The organism is Gilliamella sp. BG2, from assembly GCF_046635645.1.
Classification (GTDB): Bacteria; Pseudomonadota; Gammaproteobacteria; order Enterobacterales; family Orbaceae; genus Gilliamella; species Gilliamella bombi.
In genome coordinates this window covers 40,188-59,259 of record NZ_JBIDFF010000017.1, presented here as the reverse complement: position 1 = coordinate 59,259, position 19,072 = coordinate 40,188, and the positions used below count along the sequence as shown (strand labels likewise).

18 protein-coding genes are annotated in these 19,072 nt (G+C 34.5%); 13 read left to right on the top strand and 5 right to left on the bottom strand.

What is annotated here, in order from left to right; all coding sequences use genetic code 11:
* Window positions 1-221: 221 nt before the first annotated feature.
* Together mobB and mtgA are read left to right on the top strand one after the other, a co-directional pair.
* Window positions 222-716, top strand: coding sequence for a molybdopterin-guanine dinucleotide biosynthesis protein B (gene mobB / locus ACGH6Q_RS08480; protein WP_411592603.1), 495 nt, complete (start codon window positions 222-224; stop codon window positions 714-716).
* A 50-nt stretch (window positions 717-766) separates the two neighbouring features.
* Window positions 767-1,462, top strand: coding sequence for a monofunctional biosynthetic peptidoglycan transglycosylase (mtgA, locus tag ACGH6Q_RS08475; protein ID WP_411592602.1), 696 nt, complete (start codon window positions 767-769; stop codon window positions 1,460-1,462).
* Between the two features lie 9 nt (window positions 1,463-1,471).
* On the opposite strand, the gene cobB is transcribed toward mtgA, so the two are convergent.
* Window positions 1,472-2,155 (bottom strand): Sir2 family NAD+-dependent deacetylase, encoded by a 684-nt coding sequence (cobB, locus tag ACGH6Q_RS08470; protein ID WP_174798930.1) that lies wholly within the window; start codon window positions 2,153-2,155, stop codon window positions 1,472-1,474.
* A 514-nt stretch (window positions 2,156-2,669) separates the two neighbouring features.
* On the opposite strand from cobB, the gene murJ reads away from it, so the two are divergent.
* A complete protein-coding gene (gene murJ, locus ACGH6Q_RS08465; RefSeq protein WP_411592600.1) occupies window positions 2,670-4,208 on the top strand; it encodes a murein biosynthesis integral membrane protein MurJ in 1,539 nt (512 codons plus the stop codon).
* A 309-nt stretch (window positions 4,209-4,517) separates the two neighbouring features.
* Window positions 4,518-5,894, top strand: a complete 1,377-nt coding sequence (ppnN, locus tag ACGH6Q_RS08460; protein ID WP_034913512.1) for a nucleotide 5'-monophosphate nucleosidase PpnN — start codon at window positions 4,518-4,520, stop codon at window positions 5,892-5,894.
* Between the two features lie 99 nt (window positions 5,895-5,993).
* On the opposite strand, the gene radA is transcribed toward ppnN, so the two are convergent.
* The 4 genes from radA to ACGH6Q_RS08440 form a co-directional block, all read right to left on the bottom strand.
* Complete coding sequence (gene radA / locus ACGH6Q_RS08455; protein WP_065626240.1) at window positions 5,994-7,373, bottom strand: DNA repair protein RadA; 1,380 nt, start codon at window positions 7,371-7,373, stop codon at window positions 5,994-5,996.
* A 9-nt stretch (window positions 7,374-7,382) separates the two neighbouring features.
* The gene (serB, locus tag ACGH6Q_RS08450) at window positions 7,383-8,357 is read right to left on the bottom strand and encodes a phosphoserine phosphatase (RefSeq protein ID WP_411592599.1); all 975 of its coding nucleotides are present in this window, start codon (window positions 8,355-8,357) and stop codon (window positions 7,383-7,385) included.
* Between the two features lie 146 nt (window positions 8,358-8,503).
* Window positions 8,504-9,793 carry a 16S rRNA (cytosine(967)-C(5))-methyltransferase RsmB gene (rsmB, locus tag ACGH6Q_RS08445; RefSeq protein ID WP_411592598.1) on the bottom strand — a complete coding sequence of 430 codons (1,290 nt, stop codon included), beginning with the start codon at window positions 9,791-9,793 and terminating at the stop codon, window positions 8,504-8,506.
* A 37-nt stretch (window positions 9,794-9,830) separates the two neighbouring features.
* A complete protein-coding gene (locus ACGH6Q_RS08440) occupies window positions 9,831-11,174 on the bottom strand; it encodes a Na+/H+ antiporter family protein (protein WP_411592597.1) in 1,344 nt (447 codons plus the stop codon).
* Window positions 11,175-11,359: 185 nt separating this feature from the next.
* Here ACGH6Q_RS08440 and ACGH6Q_RS08435 point away from each other — a divergent pair, with 185 nt between their 5' ends.
* The 9 genes from ACGH6Q_RS08435 (at window position 11,360) to ACGH6Q_RS08395 (ending at window position 19,069) form a co-directional block, all read left to right on the top strand.
* Window positions 11,360-12,232: a shikimate dehydrogenase gene (locus ACGH6Q_RS08435; protein WP_411592595.1), complete on the top strand. Its 873-nt coding sequence runs from the start codon at window positions 11,360-11,362 to the stop codon at window positions 12,230-12,232.
* 110 nt (window positions 12,233-12,342) lie between these two features.
* Window positions 12,343-13,107, top strand: coding sequence for a type I 3-dehydroquinate dehydratase (gene aroD, locus ACGH6Q_RS08430; protein ID WP_411592594.1), 765 nt, complete (start codon window positions 12,343-12,345; stop codon window positions 13,105-13,107).
* 336 nt (window positions 13,108-13,443) lie between these two features.
* On the top strand, window positions 13,444-15,858 hold the full coding sequence (plsB, locus tag ACGH6Q_RS08425) for a glycerol-3-phosphate 1-O-acyltransferase PlsB (RefSeq protein ID WP_411592593.1): 2,415 nt from the start codon (window positions 13,444-13,446) through the stop codon (window positions 15,856-15,858).
* A 95-nt stretch (window positions 15,859-15,953) separates the two neighbouring features.
* Window positions 15,954-16,478 carry an SMI1/KNR4 family protein gene (locus tag ACGH6Q_RS08420; RefSeq protein ID WP_411592592.1) on the top strand — a complete coding sequence of 175 codons (525 nt, stop codon included), beginning with the start codon at window positions 15,954-15,956 and terminating at the stop codon, window positions 16,476-16,478.
* Window positions 16,479-16,657: 179 nt separating this feature from the next.
* Complete coding sequence (locus ACGH6Q_RS08415) at window positions 16,658-17,086, top strand: CPCC family cysteine-rich protein (protein ID WP_411592591.1); 429 nt, start codon at window positions 16,658-16,660, stop codon at window positions 17,084-17,086.
* Between the two features lie 177 nt (window positions 17,087-17,263).
* The gene (locus ACGH6Q_RS08410; protein ID WP_208610458.1) at window positions 17,264-17,572 is read left to right on the top strand and encodes a hypothetical protein; all 309 of its coding nucleotides are present in this window, start codon (window positions 17,264-17,266) and stop codon (window positions 17,570-17,572) included.
* A 68-nt stretch (window positions 17,573-17,640) separates the two neighbouring features.
* The gene (locus ACGH6Q_RS08405; protein ID WP_085164995.1) at window positions 17,641-18,090 is read left to right on the top strand and encodes a hypothetical protein; all 450 of its coding nucleotides are present in this window, start codon (window positions 17,641-17,643) and stop codon (window positions 18,088-18,090) included.
* Window positions 18,091-18,168: 78 nt separating this feature from the next.
* Window positions 18,169-18,474 carry a hypothetical protein gene (locus ACGH6Q_RS08400; RefSeq protein WP_034913541.1) on the top strand — a complete coding sequence of 102 codons (306 nt, stop codon included), beginning with the start codon at window positions 18,169-18,171 and terminating at the stop codon, window positions 18,472-18,474.
* Window positions 18,475-18,685: 211 nt separating this feature from the next.
* Complete coding sequence (locus ACGH6Q_RS08395) at window positions 18,686-19,069, top strand: hypothetical protein (protein WP_411592590.1); 384 nt, start codon at window positions 18,686-18,688, stop codon at window positions 19,067-19,069.
* Window positions 19,070-19,072: the final 3 nt, after the last annotated feature.

The following is a 19,072-nucleotide window of genomic DNA, read 5'->3' as shown; positions in this document are numbered from 1 at the left end:
ATATTAGCATTGTGGTGCTATAAGTGTGTTTTGCTCTAAAAAAGTTCAGGTAGACTATTGATTTTATTGAAGTTTTTCAATCAAATCAAACGGTTATAGTTGACTGTGGTGTTGTTTGAGTTGTGATTTTAGTGGCTTTTGCATTGGTTTTATCTCTTTCGAGGTAGAAAATAGTGTATATTAGGTTTAAATTGATTATAACCATTTTGAACCAAGAAATAATGAATATAAAAAAAACGCTCGCTATTTGTGGTTACAGTGGTAGTGGTAAAACTACCTTGTTGGCAAAGGTTATTCCGCTACTTGTTGAGCAGGGCTTTAAGGTGGCGACTTTAAAACATACGCATCACGATGTTGAATTTGATATTCCAGGAAAAGATAGCTATAAATTGCGTAAAGCTGGATCGTTACAAACAATTTTGGCTTGTGATAACCGTTACGCTTTAATTTGTGAAACACCCAATAAACCTGCCGATTTGCAGACTTTAATTAATCAATTTTCTGATGTTGATATTATTTTAGTTGAGGGCTTTAAAGATGAGCAAATTCCTAAAATTATTTGTCACCGAAGTTCCGTTAAAAAACCGTTTTTTATTGATGATTTTACCTTGGCTATTGCTAGTGATGAGCCGTTAGATGCTTTTTTACCCATTTTGGATATAAACAACCCACTTCAACTTGTTGAATTTATAAAAAGTTATTTATTTAATCAATAATATATCGTATCTTATTTGCTAATTTTTTACGTTATTTTATCTAAATCAGCATGAAGCCCTTATTCAGAAAATTTTTAAACATAACTAAAAAAGCGATAATTGGATTTATGCTATTATCTATCTTTTCGACCTTAGTAATGCGTTGGGTGAATCCACCTTTCGGTTCTATGCTAATGATAGAACGTAAGATAATGCATTGGAATACACCACAGCAACGAATCTGGAAAGATTTGGACGAAATTTCAGATAATATAAAAATTGCGGTAATCGCTTCAGAAGATCAAAATTTTCCTGTGCACTGGGGATTTGATTTTAACGCTATCCGCCTAGCGCTAAATCATAATCAAAATAGCAAAAAGATTAAAGGTGCTAGCACAATTACTCAGCAAGTCGCTAAAAATATCTTTTTATGGCCAACTCGTAGTTGGATTCGCAAAGGAATGGAGTCTTGGTTTACATTATGGATAGAACTTTTTTGGTCAAAAGAGCGTATCCTTGAGGTCTATTTAAACTGTGCAGAATGGGGAGAAGGCATTTTTGGCATTGAAGCGGCTTCTCAGTATTATTTTAATGTAAGTGCCAATCAATTAACGTCACAACAAGCAAGTTTACTTGCGGCAGTATTACCTAATCCTAGACGCTGGAGCCCAATTAAACCAAGTGAACGAGTAAAAAAGAGAACCAAATGGATTCATGCCCAAATGAGTAATTTGGGCAACAAAAATTATCTTAAACAACTAAAGTAGCAATTTGCTTTAGATGAATTTTTTGATAAATTCAGGAACAATTTTACTTGCTGGTCCGTAAATTTTGGTTTGAAACAGACTTTCACCTAAGCTGGGCTCTAAATTAAGTTCAACCGTTTTAGCACTTATTTGGTTAGCGATTTGTACAAAACCAGCAGCAGGATAGACATTACCTGATGTGCCAATGGATATAAAATAATCAGCTTGTGAAAGCGCATCATAAATTTGTTCCATTTGTAGCGGAATTTCACCAAACCAGACTATATGTGGGCGAATGAATTTGTTTTGTTGATAATCCACATCGTTAAAGCAATCAATTATCTGTCCTGTTTTTTCATTACGCACTTTTAATAATTCACCATGCATGTGAATAATATTTTTAGAGCCAGCTTGTTCATGTAAGTTATCCACATTTTGTGTCACAATTAAGAGGTTATCACTACCTAATTTCTGTTCTAATTCAGCTAGCGCAAAGTGGGCTGCATTAGGCTTAACATCTGGATTTTGTAATTTACGGCGTAACATATTATAAAAATCATGTACCGCTGTTGGGTTGCGTATATAGCCTTCGTAAGTTGCTACATCATTAACATCATAACCTTCCCATAATCCATTTTGGGCACGAAAGGTTGATAAACCCGATTCAGCCGAAATACCGGCACCGGTTAGAATAACTATTTTTGGTATCTTCATAATTGGTATATGCTCTTTTTTCAGATTTTCGCCAAAATAAATATTAAGCAGTATTCACCTTATATAACTTAATTTCATTTTTGTGTGACAATATTCAACCATTGGCGGAATGTCGATGAACTTGATTATAATAGATTTCAATATATTCAAATAGCGCTTTATTTGCTTATTCTCGTTTGTGTCAATGTTGATTTCTATTCCGGCTTTGTGTTTATGACATGATTGGCTTACCAAAAGATGTTTATGCGACATTATTAGTAATGTCTTGTATTAGCTTATCGAATTGAAGAACTCAATTTTGATGATTGTTAGTTATTCGCCCTGCCTATAAAGATATCGTTGAATTCGTGCTGTTTACACCTTAAGAAGATCGTTAAACCAAACATTCGCCAGTATTTGCTGGCGGTATCAATAAAATTAAGTTTATTAAAAAAGCATGGTTATTTAAAGTAATAGTTTGTAGACTATGCTTCATTATCAGTTTTAGGCTGTATACTTTGTATATAATTTGAATATGAATCTTTTAAAATCTTTAGCTACTGTCAGCTCAATGACGATGGTGTCTCGTGTATTAGGTTTTGTGCGTGATGCCATTATTGCACGTTTTTTTGGCGCAGGTATGGCCACCGACGCATTTTTTGTTGCTTTTAAACTTCCTAATTTACTCCGCCGTATTTTTGCAGAAGGCGCTTTTTCACAAGCGTTTGTACCAATTTTGGCTGAATATAAAAATCAACAAGGAACTGAGGCAACTCGCACATTTATTGCTTATATTGCTGGATTATTAACTTTAGTCTTGGCGTTGGTCACGCTAATTGGAGTTATCACTGCGCCTTTTATCATTATGCTAACTGCGCCTGGATTTATGCAAGAATCAACTGAAAAATTTGAACTTGCAACTACCATGCTACGCATAACCTTTCCTTATATCTTTTTTATATCGCTAGCTTCATTGGTTGGGGCGATATTAAATACTTGGAATCGGTTTTCAGTCCCCGCATTTGTACCAACCTTGCTGAATATCAGCATGATTATATTCACACTCTTTCTTACGCCTTACTTCAACCCACCAGTATTAGCACTGGCGGTATCGGTGGGTGTTGGTGGGATTTTACAATTGCTTTACCAGCTACCTTATTTAAAGAAAATTGGCATGCTAGTATTACCGCGTATTAGCTTAAAAGATAGCGGTGTTTGGCGGGTTTTAAAACAAATGGGACCAGCAATTTTAGGGGTGTCTGTAGGGCAAATATCTTTAATTATTAATACTATTTTTGCTTCATTTCTAGTTTCAGGCTCGGTTTCGTGGATGTATTATGCTGATCGCTTAATGGAGTTTCCTGCTGGAGTGCTTGGTGTAGCATTAGGCACCATTTTACTGCCATCATTAGCAAAAAGCTTTTCTAAAGGTGATCATAAACAATATTGTGAATTGTTAGATTGGGGATTACGCCTTTGTTTTTTATTGGCTCTACCGAGTACAATTGCATTAGGGGTTATTTCTCGCCCACTTATATCAACGCTATTTGAATATGGACAATTTACCTTAAATGATACCTTAATGACACAGCGAGCCTTAGTTGCTTATTCTATAGGTCTACTTGGGTTGATTTTGATTAAAGTGCTAGCTCCAGCCTTTTATTCGCGTCAGGATATTAAAACACCAGTTAAAATTGCAATTATTACATTAATTTTAACACAGCTAATGAATCTTGCTTTTATTGGTCCATTACAACATGCTGGTCTTTCGCTATCAATTGGCTTAGCCGCTTGCTTTAATGCTGGATTATTATATTGGCAGTTGCGTAAAAAACAGCTTTATCAACCCCAACCTGGTTGGCGTTGCTTTTTGAGTAAAATCGTCATTGCGGTAATTCTAATGTCTGCAATATTGTGGTTCGGTTCACAGTTATTACCTGATTGGTCAACTGGTTCAATGTTGATTCGTATCGGGCGATTATTTTTATTGGTTATTGTGGGTATTTTAGTCTATTTTGCATCATTGATTGCCATGGGATTTAAGATAAAACACTTTATTAAACGAATTGATTAATAATAAGCATTGGATAAAAATAAATTGACTTTTTGTCAAAAAGTTTCAGGTTACTATGTGTTTTAGTAAAAAATTAATAAAGATATAAGATAAAAGTCTCTTTCTTTACTCTATTCATTATAGGTAGTCTAATTTAATCTACTCATAGTTTAGTGGTAGAGACTTTAGTGAGTTTAATTCTGTTTGGATTTTGTTGTATCACTTTAAACTGTTAATCTGTTATCAAGAAGATTTATCAACTTTACCTATTCAGTCAGTTTAAGTATATAATAGTCGCCTTGCTGATAAAATAGTCAAATGGAGGTTGTAATGATCACCCATATTAGCCCATTAGGATCAATGGATTTACTTGCTCAGGCAGAAGTCGATATTCTGAAAAAATCTGCCAATAGCGAACTTTATAAATTATATAGAAATTGTTCGTTAGCAACACTAAATGCAGGTAGTAAAACCGATAATACAAAAGATCTGTTAGATAGATTCCAGTCTTTCGAAATTAATGTGATTAGTAAAGAGCGAGGCGTCAAGTTAGAGTTGGTTAATGCTCCAGAAAGCGCTTTTGTTGATGGTCGGATTATTCGTTCAATTCAAGCTAATTTGTTTGCAGTATTACGCGATATCCTTTTTTTGAATAGTCAAATCAGTGCAGTTAAAGAGCTTATTTCCGATTTCAAATTTGAACGGGATCATTCGTTTTATATTACAAACCTTGTTTTTTCTATTTTACGCAATGCCAATGCGCTCCATGTGGGTGAAGAGCCAAATTTGGTTGTCTGCTGGGGTGGACATTCGATTAACGAAAATGAATACTATTATGCTCGTCAAGTCGGTATGCAACTTGGTTTGCGTGAACTTAACATTTGTACTGGTTGTGGTCCAGGTGTTATGGAAGCACCAATGAAAGGAGCTGCCGTTGGTCATGCGCAACAGCGTTATAAAGAAAGCCGTTTTATTGGTATGACCGAACCGTCAATTATTGCAGCAGAACCGCCTAATGCATTAGTCAATGAATTGATTATTATGCCCGATATCGAAAAACGCCTTGAAGCGTTTGTACGAATGGCTCATGGTATTATTATCTTCCCTGGTGGACCGGGAACCGCTGAGGAGTTGCTTTATATTCTGGGTATTTTATTAAACCCTGCAAATAAACACCAAACCCTACCTCTTATTTTAACTGGACCTAAAGAATGCGAAGATTATTTTGCTTCAATAGATAATTTTATTCGTAGCACATTAGGCGATGAGGCAACTAAACTTTATCAAATTATTATCGATTCACCTGAACAAGTAGCTCGTATTATGAAAGAGGGTGTTAAACATGTTAAAGCTTCACGCTTAAAAACAGGCGATGCTTATGGGTTTAATTGGCTATTAAAAATTGATGAATCATTACAACATACTTTCGAACCTACTCACGCTAATATGGCCTCATTAAATCTTCATCGTGAGCAGCCTGTCGAGCTGTTAGCCGCTGATTTGCGTCGTGCGTTTTCTGGTATTGTTGCAGGAAATGTTAAAGAATTTGGTATGAAGCAAATTGCCGAAAATGGTCGATACAAATTACAAGGTGATATTGAAATTATGCAGCAACTTGATAATTTATTGCGTAGTTTTGTTAAACAAAACCGAATGAAATTGCCAGGAGGAAGCGCTTATCAACCTTGTTATGAAATTTGTTATTAAACAATAATATTAACTCATTTAATAAAATTGAATCCAACTTTAATCCGCCGATAATCTTATTGGCGGATTAATTTTAACTATTACTATTTTATCTGGTTTTTAAAAATCACCTAAAATATCTAGTGCTTCTGACACTTTTTTAACTGCAAAAATCTGCATATTTTCGGGCTTCTTCTTCGGCATATTGGCAATAGGTACAATTGCTTTTTTAAAACCATGTTTAGCCGCTTCAGAAATTCGTTCTTGTCCGCTTGGTACTGGTCGAATTTCGCCACCAAGACCAATTTCACCAAAAATAACGATATCTTGTGGCAACGGGCGATTGCGAAAACTTGATACAAGTGCTGCAATCAATGCCAAATCCGCACTTGTTTCGGTAACTTTTACACCACCAACAACATTAACAAAAATATCTTGATCGGCCATTTGCAATCCCCCATGCCTATGCAATACTGCAAGCAATAATGCAAGCCGATTTTGATCTAATCCTACAGTCACTCGTCTTGGATTACCATACATCGAGTGATCGACTAGCGCTTGGATTTCGACCAGTAATGGGCGAGTACCTTCCCACAATACCATTACCGAACTACCCGGTAGCATTTCATCTCCACGGCTTAAAAAGATTGCTGATGGGTTGCTAACCTCTTTTAAACCTTGTTCTGTCATAGCAAATACACCCAGCTCATTTACTGCTCCAAAACGGTTTTTATGACTGCGTAGAGTTCTAAAACGAGAATCAGCATCACCATCTAATAAAATTGAACAGTCAATACAGTGCTCAAGTACTTTTGGGCCAGCAAGAGAGCCATCTTTAGTAACATGCCCCACCATAATAATAGCAATGCCTTTTGTTTTAGCAAAACGAGTTAAATAAGCCGCTGTTTCGCGTACTTGTGCAACACTACCAGGCGAAGATTGGATATCAGTAAGGTGCATCACTTGGATAGAGTCAATCACCATTAATTTAGGCTGGGACTGATCAGCCAATAAACAGATTTGCTCAATACTGGTTTCGGACAACATATTAATATTATCCGCAGGTAACCCTAATCGATGGGCACGCATTGCAACTTGTTGGAGGGATTCCTCACCTGTAACATAAAGTGTATTCATTTGTGATGAGAGTTTACTCATGGTTTGCAGTAACAACGTACTTTTACCTGCTCCGGGATTCCCTCCTATGAGAATGGCACTCCCCGGTACGACACCACCACCAAGCACACGATCAAATTCTGAAAAACCAGTTGAAAATCTTGGCAGTGCCTCTAAACTGATCTCGGACAATTTTTGAATTTTAGCTTGCCCAATCCCGCTACCTGCATAACCCGTTAATCTGTCGTTACGTGAAGAGGTGCTTGCAAGCCTAACTTCGGTAATGGTGTTCCAAGCATGGCATGAGCTACATTGCCCTTGCCAACGTGGGTAATCTGCTCCACAATCATTACAAACATAAGCACGTTTTACTGCTTTTGCCAATTTAATCTCCTAACCTTCACTTAATAAACTAGTGGATAAAATACACCATAAACCTGTTAAATCTGCATAATTAATACTAATTCGTGCTTTTTCGACAACTTTAGGTTTACCATGATAAGCAACACCTAGACCAGCAATACGAATCATCATCAAATCATTGGCTCCATCACCAATTGCGACAGTTTGTTCAATGGGAATTTCCAACGATGCTGCTAGTTGTTGTAATGTCCTTGCTTTATATTTTGCATCAACAATTTGACCAGAAACTTTACCAGTTAATTTTCCATGTTTGATTTCTAATTCATTAGCATAAACGTCAACTAATTTTAACTTTTGCTTTAAATGATCCGCAAAATAGGTAAAACCGCCTGAGGCAATAGCTACATGCCAATTTTTTTTATGCAGTTCTTTTACTAAATAAGTAAGCCCAGGAGTAAGTGGTAAATTATCTTTAACTTGATCTAAAATAGATTGATGCGCCCCTTTTAAGGTTGCCACACGTTTTCGCAAACTTGTGGCAAAATCAAGTTCACCACGCATAGCTTGTTCAGTTACCGCTGCAACTTGCTGCCCTACACCATGCAATTTGGCCAGTTCATCAATACATTCAATGCCAATCGCTGTCGAATCCATGTCCATAACAAGTAACCCTGGGGAGCGTAGCGTGGGTAAATTATCGATTGGGGCAACATCAATACCTAATGCTAATGATATCGATTTAGCTTTTTTAGGTATCATCCCTGCAATACGAACAATCTGATAAGTTTTGATTTTCCATGATGAAACAATCACCATTGGCATAGCAAGTTGATCTTGGAACTTTGATAAGACTGTTTTATTTAACTTTTTACCATAAATAATCCAGCCTGTTTTACCTGCATTATAATCTAAAGGAACCACTTCACAGCCATTTAATGACAGCGGTAAACCTTGCCAATGTTGGATATTTTCAGGTAAATCATTGTAGGTGAGAGTATAAGCCATATCTGAACATCTTTATAAGATAAAACAAGCCCAAAATTTATCACAACTACTAAAGATTGTCCAAATTAGGATTGTGTGATTTTTTTAGTTTTTTATACTTAAACACATAGTTACCTGAAACTTTTTAACAAAAATAAAAGGGCAAATTATACTTTCTTTAATACTGCATAAAAGAAACCATCACCACCATTTTCAGTAGGTAAAAATTGTTTAAGTTCACCTTGTAATTTGGCACTGGTGTTTTCATGCAAAAAACGCTCAATTTGTAATTTATTTTCGTCTGGTAGGATTGAACAAGTGGCATAAACCAAAGTACCACCAGTTTTTAAATAAACCCAGATTTTAGTTAAAATAGCGTATTGTAATTCAGTCAACTGCATGATATCACTATCTCGGCGTAACCATTTTATATCGGGATGACGGCGGATAACGCCTGTTGCTGAACAAGGCGCATCAAGTAAAATGCGATCAAATTGTTGCCCTTCACACCATAGTTCTGGGGTTAATCCATCACCAACTTTAACTTCGGCATGTAAGTTTAATCGAGTTAAATTTTCGTGAATGCGCTTCACTCGGCTAGGCTCAATATCCACCGCTAAAACTTGTGCTTTTGGAGCAACTTCTAAAATATGTGTGGTTTTACCACCAGGTGCTGCGCACATATCCAAAATGAGCTCGCCATTTTGCGGTGCTAACAAATAAGCGGCATATTGAGCAGACAGATCTTGTACCGTGACAGCACCCTCATCAAAATAGGGTAATTTATTTACATTGATAGGCGACAATAATCGCAGAGCACTAGGTAACTCTGGAAAGCTATCAGATTCAATTTGTCGTTCAGCAAGTAGTTGTTGGTAATCACTTACTGAATATTGGTTAAGATTAACTCGCAACCACATTGGTGGCTTTTGATTATTAGCATGAACAATAGCATGCCACTGCTCTGGATAGGCCTGCTTAAGGCGTGTTAATAACCAACTTGGGTGTAATGTCTGCTGGTTTTGTTGCTTGCTGTCTTGCATAAATTGTTGCTGTAATGATGTTTGTTGGCGCAAAAACTCACGCAATACACCATTTACAACCCCTTTAAGCTGTGTTTTTTTGAGAGTATTGACCGCATTAACTGTCTCACCAACTGCAGCATGTGCAGGAATACGGGTATAAAGAATCTGGTAAATACCCACTAACAATAGGTCATGTAAAATTCTATTTTTACCCGTTAACACTTTACTCATCAAGGTATGAATATAAAAGTTGAGTTCTGGTAATACTCGCATCACACCAAAACAGATTTCTTGCACTAACGCCTTATCTTTATCGGCTATTTTGTGGTTTAAAGTTGTCAATGTAGCGCCTAATGACTGTCCTTCTTCTAACACATTAAAAATAGCTTGCGCACAAATAGCTCTAATATTTTGGGATGATTTTTTATTCATAATGAATAACGACCTTAATTCATTTAATTGGATTAACTTATAAAATTAACGAGCCAATCCAACCAGCAATAAATAATGGAATATTAAAATGGGTAAATGTTGGAATAACACTATCACGAATATGATCATGTTGCCCATCACTATTTAGCCCAGAAGAGGTCGCTAAAATAGTATCTGATGGTGGCGATCCCGCATCACCAATTGCACCTGATGCACCAATTAAGCATACGGTGGCAATTGGTGAAAAACCGAGTTGTACACAAAGTGGGACATATACTGCAGCAATGATAGGAACTGTCGAAAATGAAGATCCAATACCTAATGTAATAACCAGCCCAATTAGCATCATCACAAAAGCGGCAATCACTTTATTACCAGCAAATAATGCTGCACTGTTGTTAACCAAAGATTCTATTTCATGAGTCTGTTTTAACACTTCGGCAAAACCTTGCGCTGAAATCATTACAAACCCAATCATAGCCATCATTTTGATGCCGTCCGTAAAAACGCCATCAGCTTCGCCCCATTTAATCGAACCCGACACAATAAAGCAAATAAAACCAATTAAGGCACCTAAAATCATTGAACCAGTATAAAGTTGAACAGTAAAAGATAGAATAATCGCCAATAATGAAACAATAAGAGAGCGCTTACTCACATCTTTTAAAGCATCTTGATTTGCCTCTCCACGAATAATTTTATATTTTCTAGGCTTACGATAACTAACAAAAATAGCCCATAATAGACCAGCAAACATGCCTAATGCAGGAATTGCCATTGCATGCATTACATTTACATGGCTAACATCCATTCCTGATGCGGTAATATTTTTTAATAAAATTTGATTTAAAAAGATATTCCCAAATCCTACTGGTAAAAACATATAAGGCGTAATTAATCCAAATGTCATAATACAAGCAATCATTCTTCTATCAAGCTGTAAGCGGGACATCACGTATAAAAGCGGTGGAATTAAAAGCGGAATAAAAGCAATATGAATAGGAATAACATTTTGCGATGAAACACTTACTAACCCAATAATAACAATCAAAATCCACTTGATACGTTTTTTGGCATCGCTTGATGTAAGTTGCTTAATAGCTTTATCAGCCAATAATTCGGGTAAGCCAGATTTTGATATTGCCACTGCAAACGCACCTAACATAGCATAAGAAAGTGCAATATTAGCTCCATTGCTGATCCCAGTATTAAATGCATCAATGGTTTCTTTTAACGATAAATGGCTAAATAGTCCACCAACAAATGCGCCAATTATTAAGCTAATAACGACATGAACACGGCAAAGAGATAAAATTAACATGCAAATTACCGCAACTACAACCGCATTTATTGAAGAAAACAAATCAAGCACTGTATTCATAAAATAAATTCTTATTTAAGAAGAAAACTTATTATTTTAGGCGATAGATGTTGAAAGTGCAATCGATAGTGTATACTCACTCTTTCATCTATATATAAATATATATAAAATTAAAAATGTGTTAATAAAAAATTCTAAAAATAGAACCCTTAACTAAACTGTAGGGCTATTGTGGAGAGTTGTTAATGAGAAATAATATCGACGGACATTTTTTATTGATTGGTTTAATGGCTTACCCTATTCGCCATAGCTTATCCCCTCAAATGCAAAATACCATTTATTCTAAATTAAAGATACCTTATGTTTATTTAGCATTTGAAGTTGACCAAAAAAAACTCCCTGACGCAATTAAAGGAGTTCGAGCATTAGGATTACGCGGCAGTGCCGTGTCCATGCCCAACAAGCAACTAGTCTGCCAATACCTTGATAAGTTAACACCTGCTGTGGAAATGAGTGGTGCGTGTAATACTATTTCAAACGATAATGGTGTTTTAACAGGCTATAACACAGATGGAATGGGCTACATGCGCATGCTCAAAGAAGCCAACATTGATGTGATAGGCAAAAAAATAACCATCCTAGGCGCTGGAGGGGCTGCAACAGCCATTGTTGTGCAAGCTGCTCTTGATGGCGTAAAAGAGATCACTGTCTTTAATCAAAAGGATGAGTGCTATACAAAAATAGAAGCTATTGCGAAAAAATTAAATCAAAATACTCCATGTTATGTACGCGTTATCGATCTGGCCGATAAAGATAAGCTACGCAAAGAAATTTCAGATAGTGTCGTACTTTGTAATGCTACAGGTGTAGGAATGAAACCATTAGAAGGAAAAAGCTTAATTACAGATCCGACAATGTTAACTCCCGATCTTGTCGTTACAGATTGTATTTATAGTCCGCGTAAAACAAAGCTACTTGAAATAGCTGAGCAACAAGGTTGTAAAATATTAAATGGTATTGGCATGATGTTATGGCAAGGTGCAGCTCAAATAAAAATTTGGACAGGCGAAGATGCCCCTATTGAATATGTGAAAGAGCAAATGGGTTTTAATGATTAATAAATAATTTCTTATGCTAATGACTTCATTCTACTGTTTTATTTAATACAAAATTAAAACCAGATAAAATTATGGTCTATTAACGGAATTTTTAGCTAACAGGATACAAAATGAAAACACTTACCATCAAAAAACTTGAAATCGGTTCAGGCGCACCCAAAATTATTGTGCCAATTATCGGTAAAACTGAGGCAGAATTAATTGATGAAGTACAGTTTTTACAATCAATTGATTTTGACGTTTTAGAGTGGCGTGTTGATCACTTTATCCACGTTGATAATCTTAATACTGTAAAGTTAGTCGCTAAAAAAATAGCAGATTTACTACCAAATAAACCTATTTTATTCACTTTTAGAACCGCAAACGAAGGTGGAGCTAAGCCATGGCCATTAACATCTTATGTCCAATTGAATAAAGAAATGGCTTGTAGTGGGCTTATCGATCTGATTGATGTTGAGATGTTTATTGGTGATGACTATGTAAAAGATATTATCGATGTCGCACACAAACATCAGGTATTTGTTGTGGTATCAAATCATGATTTTGAAAAAACGCCATCTAAGAGCGATATTGTCTATCGACTAAAAAAAATGCAAGAACTTGGCGCAGACATTCCCAAAATTGCAGTTATGCCCAACACCGAGGATGATGTATTAACCTTACTAGCTGCCACCACAGAAATGAACAAAAAACACTCAACCACGCCGATTATTACCATGTCAATGGCTGGGCTTGGAACTGTTAGTCGTATTTCTGGTTCGACATTTGGTTCAGCAATGACTTTTGGAGCGGCTAAGAATGCATCGGCACCAGGTCAATTAGATGTTAAACAATTACGATATATTTTAAACGCATTATACCAAAGTCGTAGTTAATTCAACTGAAACTATTTTATTAATCAATTAGCTAAAGAAAGCAAAAAACAGAGAGAGCCATGTAGTTGATATCAATAAACCTTTATATTAGACTTGGATATTGTTATATAAGTTGTTTTTATCAGCTAATTACATGGACTAAAGATTGTGCAAATTTACTAACAGATAAGCAGTAAGAAGTATATACTGCATTAACTATTAAATGCTTTTGCAGACTAAAAACAAAACTGCTTTAAATTTTTAATTTAAACATTCATTTCTCAGTTTAGTTAGAAAGTGCAGAATCTAAGTTAGTTAAATGGATAATTAATAAAAACGTATGAGGTTTATTTTTTTATGTTTTCTTGGTGGACTAAAGTTTATTTTTTTCTAATCCAAATTTTGGTGAAGCTTTTTGTTAAAAGCAAACCAATTCCTACCGATCCAATAACAGAATTAGACCTCGATACCAACAAGCCAATTTTATACGTACTTCCTTATAACTCTCAAATTGATTTGATGGTGGTTCGATCTCTTTGTTTGCAATATAGTTTACCTGATCCATTAGTTGGCATAGATATTAATGGTAAAGTTATTCCAGCTTATATCTATATTGATAAAGGACCTGGTATTTTTGCATCCAATCAACAAAAAAATAAAGCGATTGAAATTTTAAGGGATTATATTTCTGCACATCAACAAAATCATGATCTTGATATTCAGATGCTACCTATTTCGGTCATGTTTGGTCGCCGCCCTGATAAAGAAGGAGAAAAAAAACTTTCACTGCAAGTACTTGGTGCACCTAGTAAATTATTAAAAATAATGACATCAGGCAGAGACTGTTATACACGCTTTTCTCGTACTGTTTCGTTTAAAGATATTCATGTCGATAAACAAGATCTTTCAGTGTTAGCACATAAATTGGCTCGCGTTGCGCGTATTCATTTTGCAAAGCAAAGGATAGCTTCTGTCGGCCCCAAACTGCCCATTCGCCAAGAAATGCTTAATAAATTATTAAATAATCCTGGACTGTCAGAAGCAATACAAGAAGAGGCTAAAAGCAAAAATATTGATATTGATAAAGCGAAAAAAAATGCTTTAGCAATGCTAAACGAAATTGCCGCAAATTTTTCTTATCGTATGTTAAGAATAACTGATTTTGTTCTCACTTGGGCATGGAATAGGCTCTATCAAGGTCTTAAAGTGACAAACGCAGATCCAGTTCGTGAGCTTGCGCAAAACGGACACGAAATTGTGTATGCTCCTTGTCATCGTAGTCATATGGATTACCTTTTATTATCCTATGTGCTTTATCGACAAGGTTTAGTTCCTCCTCATATTGCTGCTGGCATTAATTTAAACTTTTGGCCAGCAGGTCCTATTTTTAGGCGATTAGGTGCATTTTTTATTCGCCGCTCATTTAGAGGAAATAAGCTCTATACTGCCGTTTTTCGTGAATATTTGGCTGAACTATTTATCCGTGGTTATTCTGTTGAGTATTTTATTGAAGGTGGACGCTCACGCACAGGCCGGTTACTCGATCCTAAAACAGGCATGTTGATGATGACAATCCAAACATTATTGCGTGGTGATGCACGCCCAATTACTGTTGTTCCTGTTTATATTGGTTATGAACATGTTTTAGAAGTTGCAACTTATGCCAATGAACTCCGTGGTGCAAAAAAAGAAAAAGAGAGTTTAGGACGCACAATTAAAGCATTTTTCAAATTAAAAAAATTAGGGTTTGGCTATGTTAATTTTGGCCAACCTATACCTTTGAATCAATTTTTAAACCAACAAGTTCCTGATTGGCGAAATGAAATAGAACCAACTGGTACACAGCGCCCTAGTTGGTTAACACCAACAACCAATTTACTTGCTAAACAAATTATGGGGCATATTAACTCTTCAGCTGCAATTAATGCGATGAACTTATGCTGTTCAATATTATTGGCCGCAGACCAACGCGCACTAACCAAAGTAAGGTTACTGGAACATATCGATTATTTTTTAAAATTATTAAAAAATATTCCTTATTCAGATTTGATAACTATTCCAGATCAAACACCTGAAGAATTATTTGAACACGCCAAACAAATGGGTAAATTCATTATTACTACCGATGAAGTTGGTGAAATGGTTGGACTTACAACTGAACAAGCAGTATTAATGACCTATTACCGAAATAATATTCAGCATTTACTGATTATTCCTGCAATCGTAGCTAGAATTGTGCTCAAATATAACCAAATATCATCTGGCGAAATATTAGAACAAGTAAGACGATTTTTCCCTTTAATAAAATCAGAACTATTCCTTTATCATAATGATGAACAGCTAACTGTATATGTACAACAAATCATAGCAACTTATGCCAAATTGAATTTAATTAGCGACTCGACAGATAAATTGACAGTAAATTCTTTAAAAATTTCGGGATTACAATTAATTGCTTCATCTTCTAAAGATACTTTACAACGTTATGCTATTGCGTTTTCTTTATTGCAAAAAGATCCAACTATTAGCCGTGCAAAACTAGAAAAAGAGGCGCGTCTCATTGCTGAACGGTTATCTGTTTTGCATGGTATTAATGCTCCAGAATTCTTCGACAAAGGTGTATTTTCAACATTAGTCGCATCACTACGAGAGCAAGGTTATTTAGATGATCAGAATGATACCAACTTAGGAAAAATTGAAACCATGAATACAATACTTAAGCCTCTAATTACAGCACGAGTAATGCAAACTATCGACGAAATCAATTTATAACTCAAATAATAAAAAGTCCATAATGAAGCTATTAAACAAAAAAATAATAAGTCATGCTTTTTAGTTAATATGGTTTGGGTGAAAAGAAAAAACAGATGGTATTGAAACTCGAAGAAACACAACAACAATTAACTGATGAAGAACTCAACGAATTTAGTCAATTCGTTGGGAATAAAATTCCCGATGATTTTATCAACTTTTACCGCCAATTTAACGGAGGAACTTTTATACAACTTGATAGTAAAATGAGTAATTATGTTGATGACAAGTTTTTGATTAATTTTTTTAGCATAAAATATGGCCTTACAATAGAAAATATTTATGCGCAGTTTAAACGAGATTTCCCGCAGCTACAAGATATGCTCCCTTTTGCTTCTGATCTATACTTGAATTGTTACCTGCTTTCATTAAGGCCTCAAGATAATGGTTGTGTTTACTACTGGTCAGTCGTAGAGCAAAAATTAACACTGCAATTTGAATCATTTAACTGTTTTATTTTATTTTTGGATGAGGTATTACAATCTCTTGACAAAAAATATAAGAAAGATCGCCAGCTAGATATTCTTATATGGGTTTGGGTTATTGCTTCAATTGCGCTTTACATTTATTTCAAAAAATAACCGTTTGTGATAATTATATTTTTGCTAAATAGATAATTAGCATTATAGCGTTCATTTAACTATGAGCTTAATAGAGGCATAGCAACATTATGTGTATATCTTTTTTGCGTAATGAGGTCATCAATTTTTTAAGTTATCATGCGTTATTTAGTTTAAGCTTACAAGCTAGAACAACATATTTGTTTGAAAATGGCATAATAAACCAGCAATCTTGCGAGCATGCTAAACAAGCAATATTTAATAATGATATTTTTGATAATTATAAACCCTCACCGTTATTAAAAAATCGTTATCTCAAAACAAAAATAGAGCAAATTACCGGTAATAAAATAAAGATTATAGATCACCCAGATAGTGGAATATCAGGGGTAGCTTGTGCTTGTTGCCAATTTGTGGTGTTCGAAAATGCTGAAGATGCTATTTTTGAAATATGCCCTGTTTGCAATTGGCAGACGGATACATTGGATAAAAATGGTTATAGCAAATTAAACAAAAGTTACTTAACAGATTATAAAAATAATATCGTCACAAAAGAATTGATTGAGCAATACAGTGATGTATTTATAAGAAGGTATTCACCTACCAGCTTAAAATTGAAGCAAGTGTAATTTTCTATATAAATTTTCCTATCACAATGAAAGTATGTAAAATCTGATTTTTTAAACAAAAAACAATCTTTATGGCTAAATAAAATTTGATAATTTATTATTAAGAAGGCTATTAAATAAATTGGTAAACACATTAAAAAATAACAGAATAACAAATGACTAAATAGGAATCTAAAAATGCTACATTCGACAGTTAATGTCAAAATTTATTGGCGATCCATACAACAAGGTGGAAAAAAAACGCTTCCTATAAATACAAAATACTATCCGATCACTGAACCGCTTAAAGATAAGCAGGGTGATATGACAAGTTGGTCATTGGTAATAAATGTTAAAAATAATGAGGACATTAATACTCATGAAAGAATAGGTTTTGGTGAAGCCCATTTTTTAATGAAAAATGCGCCCAGTTACTTACTCAATAAAGGGTTTAAAATAATTATTTATGAGGGACCTAAACAAGTGGCAACTGTTGAAGTACTTTAATTACTGTCTTAAAATACAATTACAAGCTAAAAACATCTACCAACTAGAAAAATAAAGGTAAAATCACATTGAATAAATGGGAGTTTAATCATCAACTCAATCAATTAATTGCTATATTGACTTCCAAAGGTTTTGTTACCAAAGGCTGTAATGACCAACAATTGGCTCAACTTGAACACCAATATGGTCGGCTTCCTGTATATTATAAAATTTTTTTGTCAAAACTAGGCATTAATGCAGGTGATTTTAAACTTGGTACAGCTATATTATTTCATGAAATTGATGATATAAACCAAGGCTCTTTAGTTTTACTGGTCGAGAACAATATTTCTATTCCCACTAATTTCTTTGCTTTTTTATTACATCAAGGTTATTCAAGTCTATTCTTTATGGATAGACATGATGATCCTATGGTCTATTGTTATACAGAAGGTGACGTAATAAAAAATTTAAATTGCAAATTTAGCCAATGTATATCGGCTGAAATAGCATTGTATAAAACGTATCAGACTGAGTAAATGATTTGTTTTTATGCTTTAGTGCATGACAAACCTATTAGGCTCTAAAATCATATTGAATAAAAAGGTTATGGTTATATGAAATATACTAAAGATGAATATATTCGATTAGGGCGAACATTACAAACAACAATTATTGATGATCTTCCCAATAATGCTTCACAATTTACTACTATTGCTATAAATTTTAAAAATAAAAAGTATAGGGTTCTTTACGAAGTTATAAAACTAGTCGATGGTGTGGATTTTTTCGACGAACATGAAACGATTATTGATGAAATTCATGAATTCAATTTGTATCAACAAATGATAGATTATTTAGGCTCTATTGGTATTGATATAGATCAATTGGGGCCAGCAAAAGGATCAAAGATAATATTTTGATTTGGGAAAAGTATTAAGGTTATTAAATTCATTTTTTATATCAAATCATTCATTTCACGAAATAATGCAATCAATATCATACAATCACAAACCAAGATAATTATAGGATAATACAACTGAATTTTAGTGATCTTATGCATCTGGATGTTCTGTTATTATATCCCCTAATTATGCGATCACTCACTAGTCACAATCAAACATGGAAAAAACAATGAAATATTACGCAAAGCTAGTTGCTATAGATCCATATATTGAGGAACAGGCTACTTTTGATTTTGGTCAATATCAACTTTGCTGTTTTATCAATTCTTCCGCTTGTGCGCTAAATCAGGGCAATATTTATCTATTAGAACTTAATTTGTGTTTTATTGACAAGATAAAGCCTGAACGATCTGGAGATAAGCATTTTTCTATTATGCAACAAGCTGATACTTTTGTTCATCATATTAATGGTTATCTATTTGAAAATAGATTAATACTATCGAATCTTGTTTTTCAAGATGATTTATTTTATGATTTTGCTTACTTAAGTGGTGATTTTATTAAGTTTAGTGTTGATAGGCTTTCTATTGATATTTTAAATAACATTTTTTAGATT